This window comes from Halomonas sp. SL1, from assembly GCF_003030865.2.
GTDB classification, from domain to species: domain Bacteria; phylum Pseudomonadota; class Gammaproteobacteria; order Pseudomonadales; family Halomonadaceae; genus Halomonas; species Halomonas halophila.
In genome coordinates, this window is the sequence record NZ_PYUQ02000005.1 from 25050 (window position 1) to 40824 (window position 15775).

Annotated in this window: 13 protein-coding genes and 2 tRNA genes; all 15 read right to left on the reverse strand. The window is 67.1% G+C overall.

Translation table 11 applies throughout. The annotated features are described in order from the left end of the window. Positions 1–7: 7 nt before the first annotated feature. The 15 genes from pnp to rlmE all read right to left on the reverse strand — a co-directional run bounded on the left by pnp (position 8) and on the right by rlmE (position 15715). Complete coding sequence (gene pnp, locus C9J49_RS01975) at positions 8–2143, reverse strand: polyribonucleotide nucleotidyltransferase (RefSeq protein WP_173835027.1); 2136 nt, start codon at positions 2141–2143, stop codon at positions 8–10. A 459-nt stretch (positions 2144–2602) separates the two neighbouring features. Further along, positions 2603–2872: a 30S ribosomal protein S15 gene (rpsO, locus tag C9J49_RS01980; RefSeq protein ID WP_016853973.1), complete on the reverse strand. Its 270-nt coding sequence runs from the start codon at positions 2870–2872 to the stop codon at positions 2603–2605. A gap of 91 nt (positions 2873–2963) precedes the next feature. Next, positions 2964–3890, reverse strand: coding sequence for a tRNA pseudouridine(55) synthase TruB (gene truB / locus C9J49_RS01985; protein ID WP_046079365.1), 927 nt, complete (start codon positions 3888–3890; stop codon positions 2964–2966). Further along, the gene (gene rbfA, locus C9J49_RS01990; RefSeq protein ID WP_035592990.1) at positions 3890–4309 is read right to left on the reverse strand and encodes a 30S ribosome-binding factor RbfA; all 420 of its coding nucleotides are present in this window, start codon (positions 4307–4309) and stop codon (positions 3890–3892) included. Before rbfA ends, truB begins: the two co-directional genes overlap by 1 nt. Before the next feature lie 16 nt (positions 4310–4325). After that, the gene (infB, locus tag C9J49_RS01995) at positions 4326–6842 is read right to left on the reverse strand and encodes a translation initiation factor IF-2 (RefSeq protein ID WP_035592988.1); all 2517 of its coding nucleotides are present in this window, start codon (positions 6840–6842) and stop codon (positions 4326–4328) included. A gap of 27 nt (positions 6843–6869) precedes the next feature. Beyond that, on the reverse strand, positions 6870–8363 hold the full coding sequence (gene nusA / locus C9J49_RS02000; protein ID WP_107180924.1) for a transcription termination factor NusA: 1494 nt from the start codon (positions 8361–8363) through the stop codon (positions 6870–6872). Positions 8364–8403: 40 nt separating this feature from the next. Continuing rightward, a complete protein-coding gene (gene rimP / locus C9J49_RS02005; protein WP_046079364.1) occupies positions 8404–8865 on the reverse strand; it encodes a ribosome maturation factor RimP in 462 nt (153 codons plus the stop codon). Positions 8866–9087: 222 nt separating this feature from the next. Beyond that, positions 9088–9164 (reverse strand) — tRNA-Met (locus tag C9J49_RS02010). 123 nt (positions 9165–9287) lie between these two features. Next, positions 9288–9374, reverse strand: a tRNA-Leu gene (locus tag C9J49_RS02015). Between the two features lie 24 nt (positions 9375–9398). Continuing rightward, positions 9399–9767, reverse strand: a complete 369-nt coding sequence (gene secG / locus C9J49_RS02020; protein ID WP_035592984.1) for a preprotein translocase subunit SecG — start codon at positions 9765–9767, stop codon at positions 9399–9401. 5 nt (positions 9768–9772) lie between these two features. Beyond that, positions 9773–10522, reverse strand: a complete 750-nt coding sequence (gene tpiA, locus C9J49_RS02025; RefSeq protein ID WP_046079363.1) for a triose-phosphate isomerase — start codon at positions 10520–10522, stop codon at positions 9773–9775. A gap of 63 nt (positions 10523–10585) precedes the next feature. Then, positions 10586–11935, reverse strand: a complete 1350-nt coding sequence (gene glmM / locus C9J49_RS02030) for a phosphoglucosamine mutase (protein WP_107180925.1) — start codon at positions 11933–11935, stop codon at positions 10586–10588. Continuing rightward, positions 11928–12722, reverse strand: coding sequence for a dihydropteroate synthase (folP, locus tag C9J49_RS02035; protein WP_202020729.1), 795 nt, complete (start codon positions 12720–12722; stop codon positions 11928–11930). Before folP ends, glmM begins: the two co-directional genes overlap by 8 nt. Positions 12723–12887: 165 nt before the next feature. Then, positions 12888–14855 (reverse strand): ATP-dependent zinc metalloprotease FtsH, encoded by a 1968-nt coding sequence (gene ftsH / locus C9J49_RS02040; protein WP_046079360.1) that lies wholly within the window; start codon positions 14853–14855, stop codon positions 12888–12890. A gap of 197 nt (positions 14856–15052) precedes the next feature. Further along, positions 15053–15715 (reverse strand): 23S rRNA (uridine(2552)-2'-O)-methyltransferase RlmE, encoded by a 663-nt coding sequence (rlmE, locus tag C9J49_RS02045; RefSeq protein WP_035592978.1) that lies wholly within the window; start codon positions 15713–15715, stop codon positions 15053–15055. Positions 15716–15775: the final 60 nt, after the last annotated feature.

The following is a 15775-nucleotide window of genomic DNA, read 5'->3' on the forward strand; positions in this document are numbered from 1 at the left end:
CGCTCGCTTAGAGCTCGTCGGTCTCGGCTTCCTCGGCCTCGAAGGCGGCCTTCTCTTCCGGGGTGATCTCCTTGATGGTCAGCTTCACCCGGTTGCGGTTGTCGATGTCGAGCACCTTGACCACGGCCTCGTCACCCTCGTTGAGGAAATCACGCACGTCATTGACGCGCTCGGGCACGATCTGGGAGATGTGCACCAGGCCATCGGTGCCGGGCATGATGTTGACGAAGGCGCCGAAGTCGGCGATGCGCACCACCTTGCCGCGATAGAGCTTGCCGATTTCCGGCTCGGCGGTGATCGCCAGCACGGTGTCGATGGCCGCCTTGGCCGCCGACTTCTCCTCGGCGTAGATGCGTACGGTGCCGTCGTCGTCCAGGTCGATGGAGGCGCCGGTGTCCTCGCAGATCTTGCGGATGGTGGCGCCGCCCTTGCCGATGACGTCGCGGATCTTCTCCGGATCGATCTTGATGGTGGCCATGGAGGGCGCGTTGTCGGAGACCTCCTCGCGGCTCTTGGCGATCACGGTGTTCATCTGCTCGAGGATGCTCAGGCGGGCCTCGTTGGCCTGCTGGAGCGCCTGCTCCATGATCTCCTCGTTGATGCCCTCGATCTTGATGTCCATCTGCAGGGCGGTGACGCCCTCGGCGGAACCGGCCACCTTGAAGTCCATGTCGCCGAGGTGGTCCTCGTCGCCGAGGATGTCGGTCAGCACGGCGTAGCCGTCATCGTCCTTGACCAGGCCCATGGCGATGCCGGCCACCGGGGCCTTCATCGGCACGCCGGCGTCCATCAGGGCCAGCGAGGAGCCGCACACGGAGGCCATGGAGCTGGAGCCGTTGGACTCGGTGATCTCGGACACCACGCGAATGGTGTAGGGGAAGTCGTCCTCGCTCGGCAGCATGGCCTGGACGCCGCGGCGGGCCAGACGGCCGTGGCCGATCTCGCGACGCTTGGGACCGCCCATGAAGCCGGCCTCGCCCACGCTGTAGGGCGGGAAGTTGTAGTGCAGCAGGAAGCGGTCCTTTCGCTCGCCTTCCAGCGATTCGATCAGCTGGGCGTCGCGCAGGGTGCCGAGGGTGGCCACGACCACGGCCTGGGTTTCGCCGCGGGTGAAGATCGCCGAACCGTGGGTCTTGGGCAGGCCACCGACCTCGATGTCCAGCGGACGCACGGTCTTGTGGTCGCGGCCGTCGATGCGCGGCTCGCCCTGGATGACGCGGGAGCGCACGACGCGCTTCTCGAGACCGGCGAAGGCGCCCTTGACCTCGTCGGCGGCGAACTGGCCTTCTTCTTCACCGGCCAGCTGGGCCACGGCCTCGTCCTTCAGCGCGGACAGGGCATCCTGGCGGGCCATCTTGTCGGTGATCCGATAGGCCTCGCCGACCTTGGCCTCGAAGCCCAGCGCCACGGCGTCCTTGAGGGCGGTGTTCTCGGCGGCCGGCTGCCAGTCCCAGCGCGGCTTGCCGGCCTCGGCGGCCAGCTCGTTGATGGCGGAGACGGCGACCTGCATCTCCTGGTGGCCGTAGAGCACGGCGCCCAGCATCTCGTCCTCGAGCAGCTCGCTGGCCTCGGACTCGACCATCAGCACGGCCTTCTCGGTGCCGGCGACGACCATGTTCAGCTCGGAGCTGGCGAGCTCCTCGACGCTGGGATTGAGGAAGTAGCCCTTGTCCTCGGTGAAGCCGACGCGGGCGGCGCCGATCGGGCCGTTGAAGGGCACACCGGAGACGGCCAGGGCGGCGGAGGTGCCGATCATGGCGGCGATGTCCGGGTCCTGGTTACGGTCGGCGGAGAGCACCGTGCAGATGACCTGGACCTCGTTCATGAAGCCCTTCGGGAACAGCGGGCGGATCGGGCGATCGATCAGGCGCGAGGTGAGGGTCTCCTTCTCGGTGGGCCGCCCCTCACGCTTGAAGAAGCCGCCGGGAATCTTGCCGACAGAGTAGGTCTTCTCCTGGTAGTGGACGGACAGCGGGAAGAACGGCTGGGCGGGATTGACGTCCTTCTTCGCCACCACGGTGCACAGCACCACGGTGTCGTCCATGGTGACCATCACGGCACCGGAGGCCTGGCGGGCGATGCGCCCGGTTTCCAGGGTGACGGTGCTGCGACCGTACTCAAACGTTTTCTTGACCGGGTTCACGGCGACTTCCTTCAGCTTTTCGATTCATGTTCGGGTCGTTTCGACTCGGCGACCATTTTAGGGGGTGTCGCCCGGCGCGGCCACCAGGGGGTGAGATTTCCCCCATCGACTTCTTGCGCAAATCATGAGCATTCGAGGCTGATCCGGGGACAGGCCTCCGCGAGGCGCTGTGAACCCATCCCTGGGCGCTACTTTTGCCATCCATGGCAAAAACCCTCGCTGCGACCTGCCCCCGGCGCCTCGATGAAAGCTGCCATGCCTGCCCCATAAACGCGAAACGGGCAGCCCCGGAGGGCTGCCCGTTTCACGTCTACGTCAGAAAAGGAGGAATTCGCGTCTCGAGCGACGAGAGGATGGTCGCCGCCGGAGCGCAGGAACCGGAATGTAGCCTGCTACATGAGGATTCCGAGCACCGCCGACGGCCAGGCTATCGAGCGCAGTAGCGAATTACCCTTTTCCTTAGCGACGCAGGCCGAGGCGCTGAATCAGGGACTGATAGCGCTCGAAGTCCTTGCGCTTCAGGTAGTCCAGCAGCTTGCGGCGCTGGTTGACCATGCGGATCAGGCCACGACGAGAGTGGTGATCCTGCTTGTTGGTCTTGAAGTGATCCTGCAGGCCGTCGATGTTGGCGGTCAGCAGGGCCACCTGCACCTCGGGGGAACCGGTGTCGTTGTCGCCACGGCCGTATTCGTTGACGATTTCGGCCTTCTGCTCGGCTGTCAGTGCCATCTGTCTCTCCAGTTCAGCAATATGCCTGAATGATGTGAATGTCGGAGACCACGCATATTTGCAGTCTCCACGCCGGCCCCGAAGGGCCGGATCATGCCGAGTCCGCCTCGGCGGTGCTCAGCAGGCGGCGCGGGGCGATCTCCCCCGCCGCTCTCACCACGCCGAGCCCCAGAAAGGTCTCGTCGCGGTAGAGTCTGGTCAGGCCGTCGACCGGCAGTTCACCGGTGTCGCACCTGGCGCTCTGGCCATGCAGCAGGCGGCTGGCCGCCGCCTCGTCCAGGGCCAGCCTGGGCAGGTCGGCCACCAGCACGTCCACCGGCAGCAGCACGCCTTCGCGTGCAGCCTGATCCGGCAGCGCCTCGAGGGCCTCCGGCGTCAGCATGCCGTCGGCGCCGAAAGGGCCGGTGGCCAGCCGTCGCAGGACGCTGATATGGGCGCCGCAGCCGAGCGCCTCGCCGATGTCCTCGGCCAGGGTCCGGATGTAGGTGCCCTTGCTGACCCGCACCTCGAGTTCGAAGGCCGTGCCCTCGAACGAGAGAAGGCGCGCATCATACACCGTCACGCGACGCACTGCACGCTCCACGCTCTTGCCCTCGCGGGCCAGCTCGTAGAGCTTGCGCCCCTGGTGCTTGAGCGCCGAATACATCGGCGGCACCTGGTCGATCTCGCCGGTGAAGCGCTCGAGCACGCCGCGCAGGTCGGCCTCCTCGAGGGGCGGCACCTCGCGACGCTCGACCACCTCGCCCTCGGCGTCGCCGGAGTCGGTGATCGTCCCGAGTTCGACCCGGGTGCGATACGCCTTGTCGGCGTCGAGCAGGAAGGCCGAGAACTTGGTCGCCTCGCCGAAGCACACCGGCAACAGCCCGGTGGCCATCGGATCGAGGGTGCCGGTGTGGCCGGCCTTCTGCGCCTGGAACAGGCGCCGGGCCCGCTGCAGCGCGTGGTTGCTGGACGCGCCCTGAGGCTTGTCCAGCAGCAGCACGCCGTTCACCGGCAGTCCGCGACGGCGACGCGCCATCAGTCGCGCTCTCCCTCACCGCGCTCGCCGTCGCCACCCTCGGTCTCGTCGTCGTGACGGTCGCGATCGCTCGCCACCGCCTCGTCGATCAGCGAGGACAGCTGCTGACCGCGCACCACGCTCTCGTCGAAGTGGAAGCGCAGCTCCGGCACGTGACGCAGCTTGATGCGACGGGCGATCTGCCCGCGCAGGAAACCGGCGGCGCGCTTGAGCACGCCGAGGTTTTCCTTGATGCGCTCGGCATCCTGCTCGCCGAGCAGCGTCACGTAGACGTCGGCATAGCCGAGGTCACGGCTGACCGTGACCCCGCTGACGGTGACCATGCCCAGGCGCGGATCCTTGATCTCGCGCTGGATGAGTACCGCCAGCTCCTTCTGGAGCTGGTCGGCTACCCGGTCGGTACGCTTGAACTCGCGCATGATCGGCTCCTCGCGGTCAGAGCGTCCGCTCGACCTTGACCTGATCGAAGACCTCGATCTTGTCGCCGACCTGGACGTCGTTGTAGTTCTTCACGCCGATACCGCACTCGATACCGTTGCGAACCTCGTTGACGTCGTCCTTGTAGCGGCGCAGGGACTCGAGCTCGCCCTCGTAGATCACCACGTTCTCGCGCAGCACGCGGATCTTCTTGTGGCGATAGACGGTGCCCTCGACCACCATGCAGCCGGCGACGGCGCCGATCTTCGGTGCCTTGAAGACGTCGCGAACCTCGGCCACGCCGACGATCTCTTCCTTCCACTCCGGCGCGAGCATGCCGCTCATCGCCTGCTTGACCTCGTCGATCAGCTGGTAGATGACGCTGTAGTAGCGCAGGTCGAGACCCTCGCGCTCGATGATCTCGCGAGCGGCGGCGTCGGCACGCACGTTGAAGCCGACCACGATGGCGTCACTGGCGAGTGCCAGGTTGGCGTCGGTACCGGTGATACCGCCCACGCCGGAGGACACCACGGCGACCTGCACTTCGTCGGTCGACAGCTCTTCGAGCGCGCCCTTGATGGCCTCCAGGGAGCCCTGGACGTCGGCCTTGAGGACGATGTTGACCTTGGCGACCTCTTCCTGGCCCATCTGGGAGAACATGTTCTCCAGCTTGGCCTTCTGCTGGCGAGCCAGGCGCACCTCGCGGTACTTGCCCTGACGGAAGTTGGCGACCTCGCGGGCCTTCTTCTCGTCGTCGAGGACCATGAAGTCGTCACCCGCTTCCGGGGTGCCGTCCAGGCCCTGGATCTCGACCGGCATGGCCGGACCGGCGTCGTCGACCTGCTGGCCGAGCTCGTTGATCAGCGCACGCACGCGACCGTAGTGCAGGCCGGCGAGCACGATGTCGCCCTTCTTCAGGGTGCCGTTCTGGACCAGCACGGTGGCCACCGGGCCACGGCCCTTGTCCAGGCGAGACTCGACCACCACGCCCTTGCCGGGCGCCTCGGGGACGGCCTTGAGCTCGAGCACTTCGGAGACCAGCTGGATCGACTCGAGCAGGCCCTCGATGCCATCGCCGGACTTGGCGGAGACGTGCACGAACTGGGTGTCGCCACCCCACTCTTCCGAGATCACGCCGTGCTGGGACAGCTCGTTCTTGACCCGGTCCGGATCGGCGCCCTGCTTGTCGATCTTGTTGACCGCGACGACCATCGGCACGCCGGCGGCCTTCGAGTGCTCGATGGCCTCGATGGTCTGGGGCATGACGCCGTCATCGGCAGCCACGACCAGCACCACCACGTCGGTGGCCTTGGCACCGCGAGCACGCATGGCGGTGAACGCCGCGTGGCCCGGGGTATCGAGGAAGGTCACGCCGCCGTGATCGTCCTCGACGTGGTAGGCGCCGATGTGCTGGGTGATGCCGCCGGCCTCGCCGGTGGCGACCTTGGCGCGACGGATGTAGTCGAGCAGCGAGGTCTTGCCGTGGTCGACGTGACCCATGACGGTCACGACCGGCGAACGGGTGATCTCATCGCCTTCATAGGAGATGTTCTCGAGGACCTCGGTCTCCAGCGCATCGTCCTTGACCAGCTTGGGCTTGTGACCCATTTCCTCGACCACGATGGCCGCGGTGTCCTGATCGATGGTCTGGTTGATGGTCACCGCCGCGCCCATGGTGAACATGGTCTTGATGACCTCGTTCGCCTTGATGGACATCTTGTCGGCCAGGTCGGCGACGCTGATCGACTCGGGGATGGAGACCTCGCGGACGATCGGCTGCGTCGGCTTCTGGAAGCCGTGCTTGCCGCCGCCCTGGCTGCCACCGCGACGGCCGCCGCGACGCTCGGCGCGCTTGGCCTTCTTGCCGCCGCGACGACGCTCTTCGCGATCGCCACGGTCGTCCTCGCGCTCGTGACGGCCCTTCTTGCCGGCCTTCTTGCCGGCCGGTGCGGCGCGGCGGTCGGTGCGGCCTTCCTTCGGCGGGGCCGGCGGCTGCTCGGACGGCGCCGGGGTTTCCAGCTCCGGCACCGGGATCTCCGGCTCGGCCTTGGCGGCCGCCTCGGCGTCGGCCTTGGCCTTCTCGGCCTGGGCCTTTTCCTCGGCCGCGCGGGCCGCCTGCTCGGCGGCGCGCTGCTCTTCCTCGGCCTGACGCTTGGCTTCGGCCTCGGCCATGTCACCGACCAGCTGACGCGGACCGTGATCCTGCGACTTCGGCTCCTCGGCGGGCTTCTCTTCCTCGCGCTTGACGTAGGTGCGCTTCTTGCGGACCTGCACCTCGATGCTCTTGCCCCGGTCGCCGCTCTTGATGCGGCTGCGCGTCTTGCGGGTCAGGGTGATACGGTTCTTGGGCGCGGCCTTCTCGGCGCTCCCGCCGTGACTCTTGGTGAGGTAGTCCAGCAGCTGACGCTTGTCCTCTTCGGACACGGCGTCGCCCTCGGACTTGTGCTCGAGCCCGGCTTCTTTCATCTGTTCCAGCAGACGGGGCACTTCACGCCCCACCTTCGCTGCAAAATCCTTAACGGTCATTTCTGACATTACGACCCTCCTCAGCCCGTGACCCGTTTACTGTTCGCTCTCGAACCAAGGCGCACGGGCAGTCATGATCAGTGCCGCGGCGCGCTCCTCGTCCAGTTCCTCGATATCCGTCAAATCGTCGACGGACTGTTCGGCGAGGTCCTCCATGGTCTTGATGCCCCGGCTGGCCAGGATATAGGCCAGGTGACGCTCCATGCCGTCCATCTCAAGCAGGTCGTCGGCCGGTTCGGCACCGTCGAGCTCCTCTTCGGAAGCGATGGCCAGGTTCAGCAGCTCGTCCTTGGCACGAGCGCGCAGCTCCTCGACGAGATCCTCGTCGAACTCTTCGATCTCCAGCATTTCCTCCGCCGGGACATAGGCGACCTCCTCCAGGGAGGTGAAGCCTTCCTCGACGAGCAGGCGTGCCACGTCGTCGTCGATGTCCAGGTGATGGATGAAATGCTCGACCAGGCTATCGACCTCCTGGTCGCGCTTGGCCTCGGCGTCGGCTTCGGTCATGACGTTGAGACGCCACCCGGTGAGCTCGGAGGCCAGGCGCACGTTCTGGCCGCTACGGCCGATGGCCTGGGCCAGGTTGTCCTCGGCGACCGCCACGTCCATGGCGTGGGAATCCTCGTCGACGAGAATCGAGGCGACATCCGCCGGCGCCATGGCGTTGATCACCAGCTGGGCCGGGTTGTCGTCCCACAGCACGATGTCCACGCGCTCGTTCTGGAGCTCGGTGGACACCGCCTGGACCCGGGAACCGCGCATGCCCACGCAGGCGCCGACCGGGTCGATGCGGCGGTCGTTGGTCTTGACCGCGATCTTGGCCCGCGAGCCCGGATCGCGGGCCGCGCCCTTGATCTCGATGAGCTGCTCGGCGATTTCCGGCACCTCGATGCTGAACAGTTCGATGATCAGCTCGGGGCAGGTCCGCGACAGGATCAGCTGGGCGCCGCGGGCCTCCGGATCGACCTTGGTCAGCAGCGCGCGGACGCGCTCGTTCATGCGGTAGCGCTCGCCCGGGATCATCTCGCTGCGCGGCAGGAAGGCCTCGGCGTTCTCGCCGAGGTCGATGATCAGGCCATCGCGTGTCGTCTTCTTGACGATGCCGGCGACCAGTTCGCCCTCGCGGTCGGCATAGAGGCGCACCACCTCGGCCCGCTCGGCCTCGCGCACCTTCTGCACGATGACCTGCTTGGCGGTCTGGGCCGCGATGCGACCGAAGGCGGCGTTCTCGATCTGTTCCTCGACCACGTCACCGAGGCCCAGCGGCGGATCGCGACGCTCGGCATAGCTCAGCTTGATCTGGGCGTCCGGGCCGTCGAAGTCGTCGTCCTCGACGACCTCCCAGCGGCGGAACGTCTCGTAGTCGCCGGTGATGCGGTCGATATGAACCCGCACGCTGGCTTCCTCGTCCTCGAAGCGCTTGCGTGACGCGCTGGCCAGCGCCGCCTCGACGGCCTCGAAGATTACCTCGCGGGGGACACCCTTTTCGTTGGAGATCGCGTCGACGACCGCCAGAATCTCTTTACTCATGCCTTAGCCTCGCCAGTAAACCCGTCCTTGTGCATCGACCTCAGTCTTCGAACTGCGGCACGACCCGCGCCTGATCGATGCTCTCGATGGGAAAGCAGTATTCCTCGTCGTCGAGCCGCACCAGCACCTCATCGTTCTCGACGCCGGCCAGCAGGCCCTGAAACTTGCGCCGCCCATCGAACGGCACCCGCAGCTTCACCGCCACCTTGTGGCCGGCATAGCGCGCGAACTGCTCGAGGGTGAACAGGGGGCGATCCATCCCCGGAGAGGACACCTCGAGCCGATATTCACCGCTGACGGGATCCTCGACGTCGAACACCGCACTGACCTGGCGGCTGACGTCGGCGCAATCATCCACGCTCACGCCATCGGCGTGATCGATGTAGATCACCAGACGAGAGTGTTTGCCCTGGGACAGATAGTCGATGCCCCACAGCTCGAACCCCATGGCCGAGACCACCGGTTCGATCAGCGCGTGCAGCGCAGCATCCTTGGTTGCCACGGAAGAAAGCTCCTACAGCCGTTGCATCAGGCACCTGGCCGGGAGTGAACAGGAGAGTCAGGTGGCTGATTGGCGTTGCCCGGATCAGCGCCGCCGATGCTTGCCGGCGAGCTGGCCGCTAACAAAAAGCCCCTTCACAGGAAGGGGCTTTTCAAGAAACCTGTATACCACTTCTCGACGCCTGGCATGCCCCTCAAGGGTCCTGCATGCCCGACAGGAAGATGGTAGCGGGGACCGGATTTGAACCGATGACCTTCGGGTTATGAGCCCGACGAGCTACCAGACTGCTCCACCCCGCATCAATCTAGGTCGGTGATTCTATGCTGACTCGGCGCTTCCGTCAAGCCGCATCACACCGTTTCGCCAATCCTGCGATGAAGATCCGATGCTCGGCGATGAGATCGCCAGACCGGCTTCAGGAATGGTGCCGAAGGCGGGACTTGAACCCGCACGGCCGTAAGGCCACTACCCCCTCAAGATAGCGTGTCTACCAATTCCACCACTTCGGCATCAGGGGAGGCCAGATTCGCGGCTCAGTTGCTGCCGCTATCCTCTAGCACTGGCGCAGTATTATCCATACCCGATGACCCTTCGTCAAGGGACGGCACGGCATTTTGCTGCTGTTCGATCAGCTCGGCATCGGGAATGCCCGTCTCTTCCGGCGCCTGACCGGCCTGGGAGGCGAAATACGCCAGGGCCAGGGAGGTGACGAAGAAGGCCGCGGCCAGCAGCCCGGTGGCGCGCGACAGGAAATTGCCGCTGCCGCTGGAGCCGAACACGGTCTGGGAGGCACCGCCACCGAAGGAGGCACCGGCGTCGGCGCCCTTGCCCTGCTGCAGCAGGATCAGGACGACCAGGGCGATGGCGATCGCCACATGGATCATGAGAATGGCAACTTGCATGGTTATCAACCTGCTGACTGGCAAATGGCTAGGAATTCGTCGACGTTCAGGGAAGCGCCGCCAATGAGACCGCCGTCGATGTCCGGCTGCGCGAGCAGCTCGGCGGCGTTGGCGGCCTTCATGCTGCCGCCGTAGAGCACCTGGGTATCGGCGGCGAGCCCGGCGTCGTAGCGCGCAAGACGCGCCCGGATGGCGCCGTGGACCGCCTGGGCCTGCGCCGGTGTCGCGGTGCGGCCGGTGCCGATGGCCCACACCGGCTCGTAGGCGAGCACCAGCCGGGCGCGCTCGTCCGCGCCGAGCGCATCGAACACCGCCTCGAGCTGACCGAGCACCACCGCCTCGGTGCGGCCGGCATCGCGCTCCTCGAGGGTCTCGCCCAGGCACAGCACCGGGGCGAGCCCCAGGTCGAGCGCGGCGCGCACGCGGGCCAGCACGGCGTCATCGTCCTCGCCGAACAGCGTGCGCCGCTCGGAGTGGCCGACCAGCACCATCCGGGCGCCGCAGTCGCGCAGCATCTCGCCGCTGACCTCGCCGGTGAAGGCCCCGGAAGGCCGGTCGCTCAGCGTCTGGGCGCCGAGGGCCAGCGGCGTGCCCTCGAAGGCGCGACTCGCGGCGTCCAGATAAGGGAAAGGCACCATCAGCGCCACCGCCACGTTCTCCGGCAGCTCGGCATCGCCGAAGGCACGACCGAAGTCGTCGACCAGCGCGCGGGACCCGTTCATCTTCCAGTTGCCGGCGATCAGCGGCGTAGGCATGCAGCTTCCCTCTTTCAAGGTGGAGCGAAATGGTATAGGAGCGGCCCTGTCAAGACAACCGACCTAGGTCAGCAGCCCCTCGACGTCGGCCGCCAGGCGACGAGCCAGGCCGTCGACGTCCAGGTGCGGCCGCCCTTCGACCATCACCCGGATCAGCGGCTCGGTACCGGAGGGGCGCAGCAGCACCCGCCCCTGGTCGCCGAGCTCGGCCTCGACGGCGGCCACCGCGGACTTGAGCGAGGCCTCATCCATCAGCGCCCGGGCGTCGGTGCCTGGCGTCAGGCGCACGTTGACCAGCGCCTGGGGCGCCTTCTCCAGCCCGTCGAGCAGCCGCCCCAGCGGCTTGCCCTCGCGCACCATGATGGCCAGCACCTGCAGGGCGGAGACGATGCCGTCGCCGGTGGTCTGGACGTGACCGCAGACGATATGCCCCGACGATTCGCCGCCGAGCTGCCAGCCGTTGGCGTCCAGGCGCTCCATGACGTAGCGGTCGCCGACCTTGGCCCGCTCGAAGGGCACGCCCATCGTCTCCAGCGCGGCGGCCAGGCCGAAGTTGCTCATCAGGGTGCCGACCACGCCGCCGCCGAGCTCGCCGCGGGAGTGGCGATCGCGGGCGATCATGTAGAGGATGTCGTCGCCGTCGATCTCGCGCCCCTCGGCGTCGACCATCAGCACCCGGTCGCCGTCGCCGTCGAAGGCCACGCCCAGGTCGGCGCCGCTGCGGATCACCGCGGCGCGCAGCGCGGCGGGATGGGTGGAGCCGACCTCGTGGTTGATGTTGAGACCGTCCGGCTCGGCGCCGATCACCTCGACCCTCGCGTCCAGCTCGCGGAACACGCTGGGCGCGATGTGATAGGTGGCGCCGTGAGCGCAGTCGATCACCACCTTCAGGCCGTGCAGGTCGACGCGATCGGGAATGGTCGACTTGCAGAACTCGATGTAGCGGCCGGCGGCGTCGTCGGCACGCCGCACCTTGCCCAGGGCATCGGGTGCCACCGTGGTCAGCGGCTCCTCGAGCATGGCCTCGATGCGTTCCTCGACGGCATCACCGAGCTTGGTGCCGGCGGCGGAGAAGAACTTGATGCCGTTGTCGGCGAAGGGGTTGTGCGAGGCCGAGATGACGATCCCGGCGCTGGCGCGGAAGGCCCGCGTCAGGTAGGCGATGCCCGGGGTCGGCATCGGGCCGAGCAGGATCACGTCGACCCCGGCGGCCGACAGGCCGGCCTCCAGGGCCGACTCGAACATGTAGCCGGAGATACGGGTGTCCTTGCCGATCACCACCCGCGGCCGCCCGCCCTTCTCCGCCAGCACCCGGCCAGTGGCCCAGCCCAGCTTGAGCATGAAGTCGGCGGTGATGGGCGGCTCGCCCACCGTGCCGCGAATGCCGTCGGTCCCGAAATAGCGCCTAGTCATGGTCGCAACCCTCCTTGAGTACGGCCCAGGCCATGTTGATCGCATCCACGTGGGGCGCCACGTCATGGACGCGAAGAATCCGTGCGCCGCGCTCGACGGCCAGGGCCGACAGCGCCAGTCCGCCGTGGAGCCGCTCCTCCACCGGACGATCCAGCACCTTGCCGATCATGCTCTTGCGCGACATGCCCACCAGCAGCGGCAGGCCGAGCGCCTCCAGACGCTCCATGCGATGGAGCAGGCGCAGGTTGTGCTCGACGCTCTTGGCGAAGCCGAAGCCGGGATCGAGAATCAGCCGCTCGCGACGCAGGCCGGCGGCCTCGCACTCCGCCACCCGGCGCTCGAGGAAGTCGGCCACCGCCTCCTCCACCGGCACCTCATAGCAGGGCGCGTCCTGCATGTCGCCGGGCTCGCCGAGCATGTGCATCACGCACACCGGCAGGCCGCTGGCGGCGGCGGCGCGCAGGGCGCCCTCGCGACGCAGGTTGCGCACGTCGTTGAGCAGGCCGGCGCCGGCCTCGGCCGAGGCGGTCATCACCTCGGGGGCGCTGGTGTCCACCGAGACCAGGGCATCGAACTCGCGCACCAGTGCCTCGACCACCGGCACCACACGATCGAGCTCCTGCTGCACCGGCACCGCCGCGGCGCCGGGACGCGTGGACTCGCCGCCCACGTCGATGATCGCCGCCCCCTCGGCCAGCATCCGCTCGGCGCGCCGCAGGGCGTCGTCGAGGGCGTTGTGCCGACCGCCGTCGGAGAAGGAGTCGGGAGTGACGTTGAGGATCCCCATCACGCGGGGAAAGGAGAGGTCGAGCCGCTGCCGGCCACACTGCAGGGAAGTGGGAACGCTGTTGTGCATCGTTGTCCTGAAGCTGTTCGGGTGGCGGGGAGCGGTCGCCCCGCCACGGCAAGGGCGCCCCGCAGGGCGCCCGTTGATCGTCTCGCTCGCGAGGGGTCAGCTGCCGGCCGGACCACCGAGGGGGTCGGAGGGACGGCGGCCCGAGGATTCCTCCTCGTCGTCGCCGTCATCGCCCTTGGCATCCTCCTGGGGCGCCTCGCCGATCGGCGCACCGGGGCCGGGGCCGTCGTCATCCCAGCCCTTGGGCGGACGCGGGGTGCGGCCGTCCATGATGTCCTTGAGCTGGTCGGCGTCGATGGTCTCGTACTGCACCAGCGCCTCGGCCATGGCATCCAGCTTGTCGCGGTTGTCCTCGAGGATCTGCTTGGCCTGGGCGTAGCACTCGTCGATGATGCGACGCACTTCCTTGTCGAGCTTGGTGACCGTCTCGCCGGACTTGAGCTTGCCGCCGCTCTGGCCCGGGCCGCCGAGGAACTGGTGGGACTCGTCCTCGTCGTACATGATCGGGCCCATTTCCTCGGACAGGCCCCACTTGGCCACCAGATTGTGGGCCAGCTCGGTGGCGCGCTTGATGTCGTTGGAGGCCCCGGTGGTCACGCCGTTCGGGCCCAGCGTCATCTCCTCGGCGAGACGGCCGCCGTACAGCGAGCAGATCTGGCTGATGATCTGCTGACGCGACAGGCTGTAGCGATCCTCCTCGGGGAGGAACATGGTCACGCCCAGCGCGCGGCCGCGCGGGATGATGGTGACCTTGTAGACCGGGTCGTGCTCGGGCATCACCAGGCCGATGATGGCGTGGCCCGATTCGTGATAGGCGGTATTGAGCTTGTCCTTCTCGGTCATGACCATGGAACGGCGCTCGGCGCCCATCATGATCTTGTCCTTGGCCAGCTCCAGCTCCTCCATGCCCACCAGGCGCTTGTTGCGACGGGCCGAGAACAGTGCCGCCTCGTTGACCAGGTTGGCCAGGTCGGCGCCGGAGAAGCCCGGGGTACCGCGGGCGATCAGCGACGGCTTGACGTCGTCGCCCAGCGGCACCTTGCGCAGGTGCACGTTGAGGATGTGCTCACGACCGCGGATGTCGGGCAGCGGCACGGTGACCTGGCGGTCGAAGCGGCCCGGACGCAGCAGCGCCGGGTCGAGCACGTCGGGACGGTTGGTGGCGGCGATGACGATGATGCCCTCGTTGGCCTCGAAGCCGTCCATCTCGACCAGCAGCTGGTTCAGGGTCTGCTCGCGCTCGTCGTTGCCGCCACCCATGCCGGCGCCACGCGAGCGGCCCACGGCATCGATTTCGTCGATGAAGATGATGCAGGGCGCCTGCTTCTTGGCCTGCTCGAACATGTCGCGCACGCGCGAGGCGCCCACGCCGACGAACATCTCGACGAAGTCGGAGCCGGAGATCGAGAAGAACGGCACCTTGGCCTCGCCGGCGATCGACTTGGCCAGCAGCGTCTTGCCGGTACCGGGCGGGCCGACCATCAGCACGCCGCGGGGGATGGTGCCGCCCAGGCGCTGGAACTTGGTCGGATCGCGCAGGAAGTCGACCAGCTCCTCGACCTCCTCCTTGGCCTCGTCGCAGCCTGCCACGTCGGCGAAGGTGGTCTTGATCTGGTCCTGGGACAGCAGCTTGGCCTTGGACTTGCCGAAGCTCATCGGGCCGCCCTTGCCGCCACCGCCCCCCTGCATCTGGCGCATGAAGAACATGAAGATGGCGAGGATCAGCAGGATCGGGAAGCTGGCGATCAGCAGCCGCGTCCACAGGCTCTGCTGCTCGGGCTCCTGGCCGATCACGGTGACGTCGTGGGCCAGCAGATCATCCATCAGCTTGGGATCTTCCGCCGCCGGGCGGATGGTCTGGAACTGGGAGCCGTCCTTGCGCTCGCCATTGATGGTATAGCCATCGATGGTCACGCTCCGGACCTGCTCGTTCTGCACCTGCTCGACGAACTGGGAATAGTTCATCGTCTGCGGTGTATTCTCGACGCTGAAGTTGTTGAACACCGTCAGCAGCACCGCCGCGATGACCAACCACAGAATCAGGTTCTTCGCCATGTCGTTCAAGGGACTACCCTCAATTGCAAGAATCTGTCGGCCGTAACCACCTGGCCCTTCGACACTACCCTACCACGCCCGTTCGCTGGCAGGGCCCAAGGTGCGGCTCCTGTCTCCACTGTGACACAGACACGCGATGATGTCCGGCCATGGCATCCTTAGCCTGACGCTATCGATGCGCCTTCATCGGCGGCCCGCCACGGCGCTCAGCCGCGAAACCCTTCCGCCAGCAGGTAGACCTCGCGGGAACGCGCCCGGGACGCTTCCGGCTTGCGGGTCACCACCCGCTTGAAGCTGCCGCGCAGCTCCTTCAGATATTCGTCGAAGCCTTCGCCCTGGAAGACCTTGGCCAGGAAGGTGCCGCCGGGGGACAGGGTCTGACGCGCCAGGTCCAGGGCCAGCTCCACCAGATACATGGCCTGGGGCTGGTCGATGGCGGCCATCCCACTCATATTGGGGGCCATGTCCGACATCACAAGGTCGACCGGACGATCGCCGAGGCGGCCGAGGATCTCGTCGAGCACGGCCTCCTCGGTGAAGTCGCCCTGCACGAAATCGACCCCGGCCAGGGCATCCATCTCGAGGATGTCGGAGGCGATGACGACGCCATTGTCGCCGACCTTCTCGGCGGCGATCTGGCTCCAGCCGCCGGGGGCCGCTCCCAGATCGATGATCGTCATGCCGGGACGCAGCAGCTTGTCCTTCTCGTCCAGCGCCAGCAGCTTGTAGCTGGCCCGCGAGCGATAGCCGTCCTGCCAGCTCTGCTGGACGTAGCGGTCGTCGAAGTGTTCCTTCAGCCAGCCGGCGCTGCTCTTGCTGGCGCCGCGCCGCTTGGAGCCCTTGTCCCGGGCGTCATGGGAAGATGCCACGGCATCACCTGTGAGAAATCTGGATGACAGGGGGTCGAGCGGATTCCGATAAACGGGGAT

What these genes read in the sequence shown, in the direction of transcription:
- glmM (WP_107180925.1), bottom strand. Translation starts at nt 11,935, where the DNA reads ATGACTAGGCGCTATTTCGGGACCGACGGCATTCGCGGCACGGTGGGC.
- tpiA (WP_046079363.1), bottom strand. Translation starts at nt 10,522, where the DNA reads ATGCCTACGCCGCTGATCGCCGGCAACTGGAAGATGAACGGGTCCCGC.
- rpsO (WP_016853973.1), bottom strand. Translation starts at nt 2,872, where the DNA reads ATGGCACTGACAGCCGAGCAGAAGGCCGAAATCGTCAACGAATACGGC.
- infB (WP_035592988.1), bottom strand. Translation starts at nt 6,842, where the DNA reads ATGTCAGAAATGACCGTTAAGGATTTTGCAGCGAAGGTGGGGCGTGAA.
- nusA (WP_107180924.1), bottom strand. Translation starts at nt 8,363, where the DNA reads ATGAGTAAAGAGATTCTGGCGGTCGTCGACGCGATCTCCAACGAAAAG.
- folP (WP_202020729.1), bottom strand. Translation starts at nt 12,722, where the DNA reads ATGGGGATCCTCAACGTCACTCCCGACTCCTTCTCCGACGGCGGTCGG.
- rbfA (WP_035592990.1), bottom strand. Translation starts at nt 4,309, where the DNA reads ATGCGCGAGTTCAAGCGTACCGACCGGGTAGCCGACCAGCTCCAGAAG.
- truB (WP_046079365.1), bottom strand. Translation starts at nt 3,890, where the DNA reads ATGGCGCGTCGCCGTCGCGGACTGCCGGTGAACGGCGTGCTGCTGCTG.
- secG (WP_035592984.1), bottom strand. Translation starts at nt 9,767, where the DNA reads ATGCAAGTTGCCATTCTCATGATCCATGTGGCGATCGCCATCGCCCTG.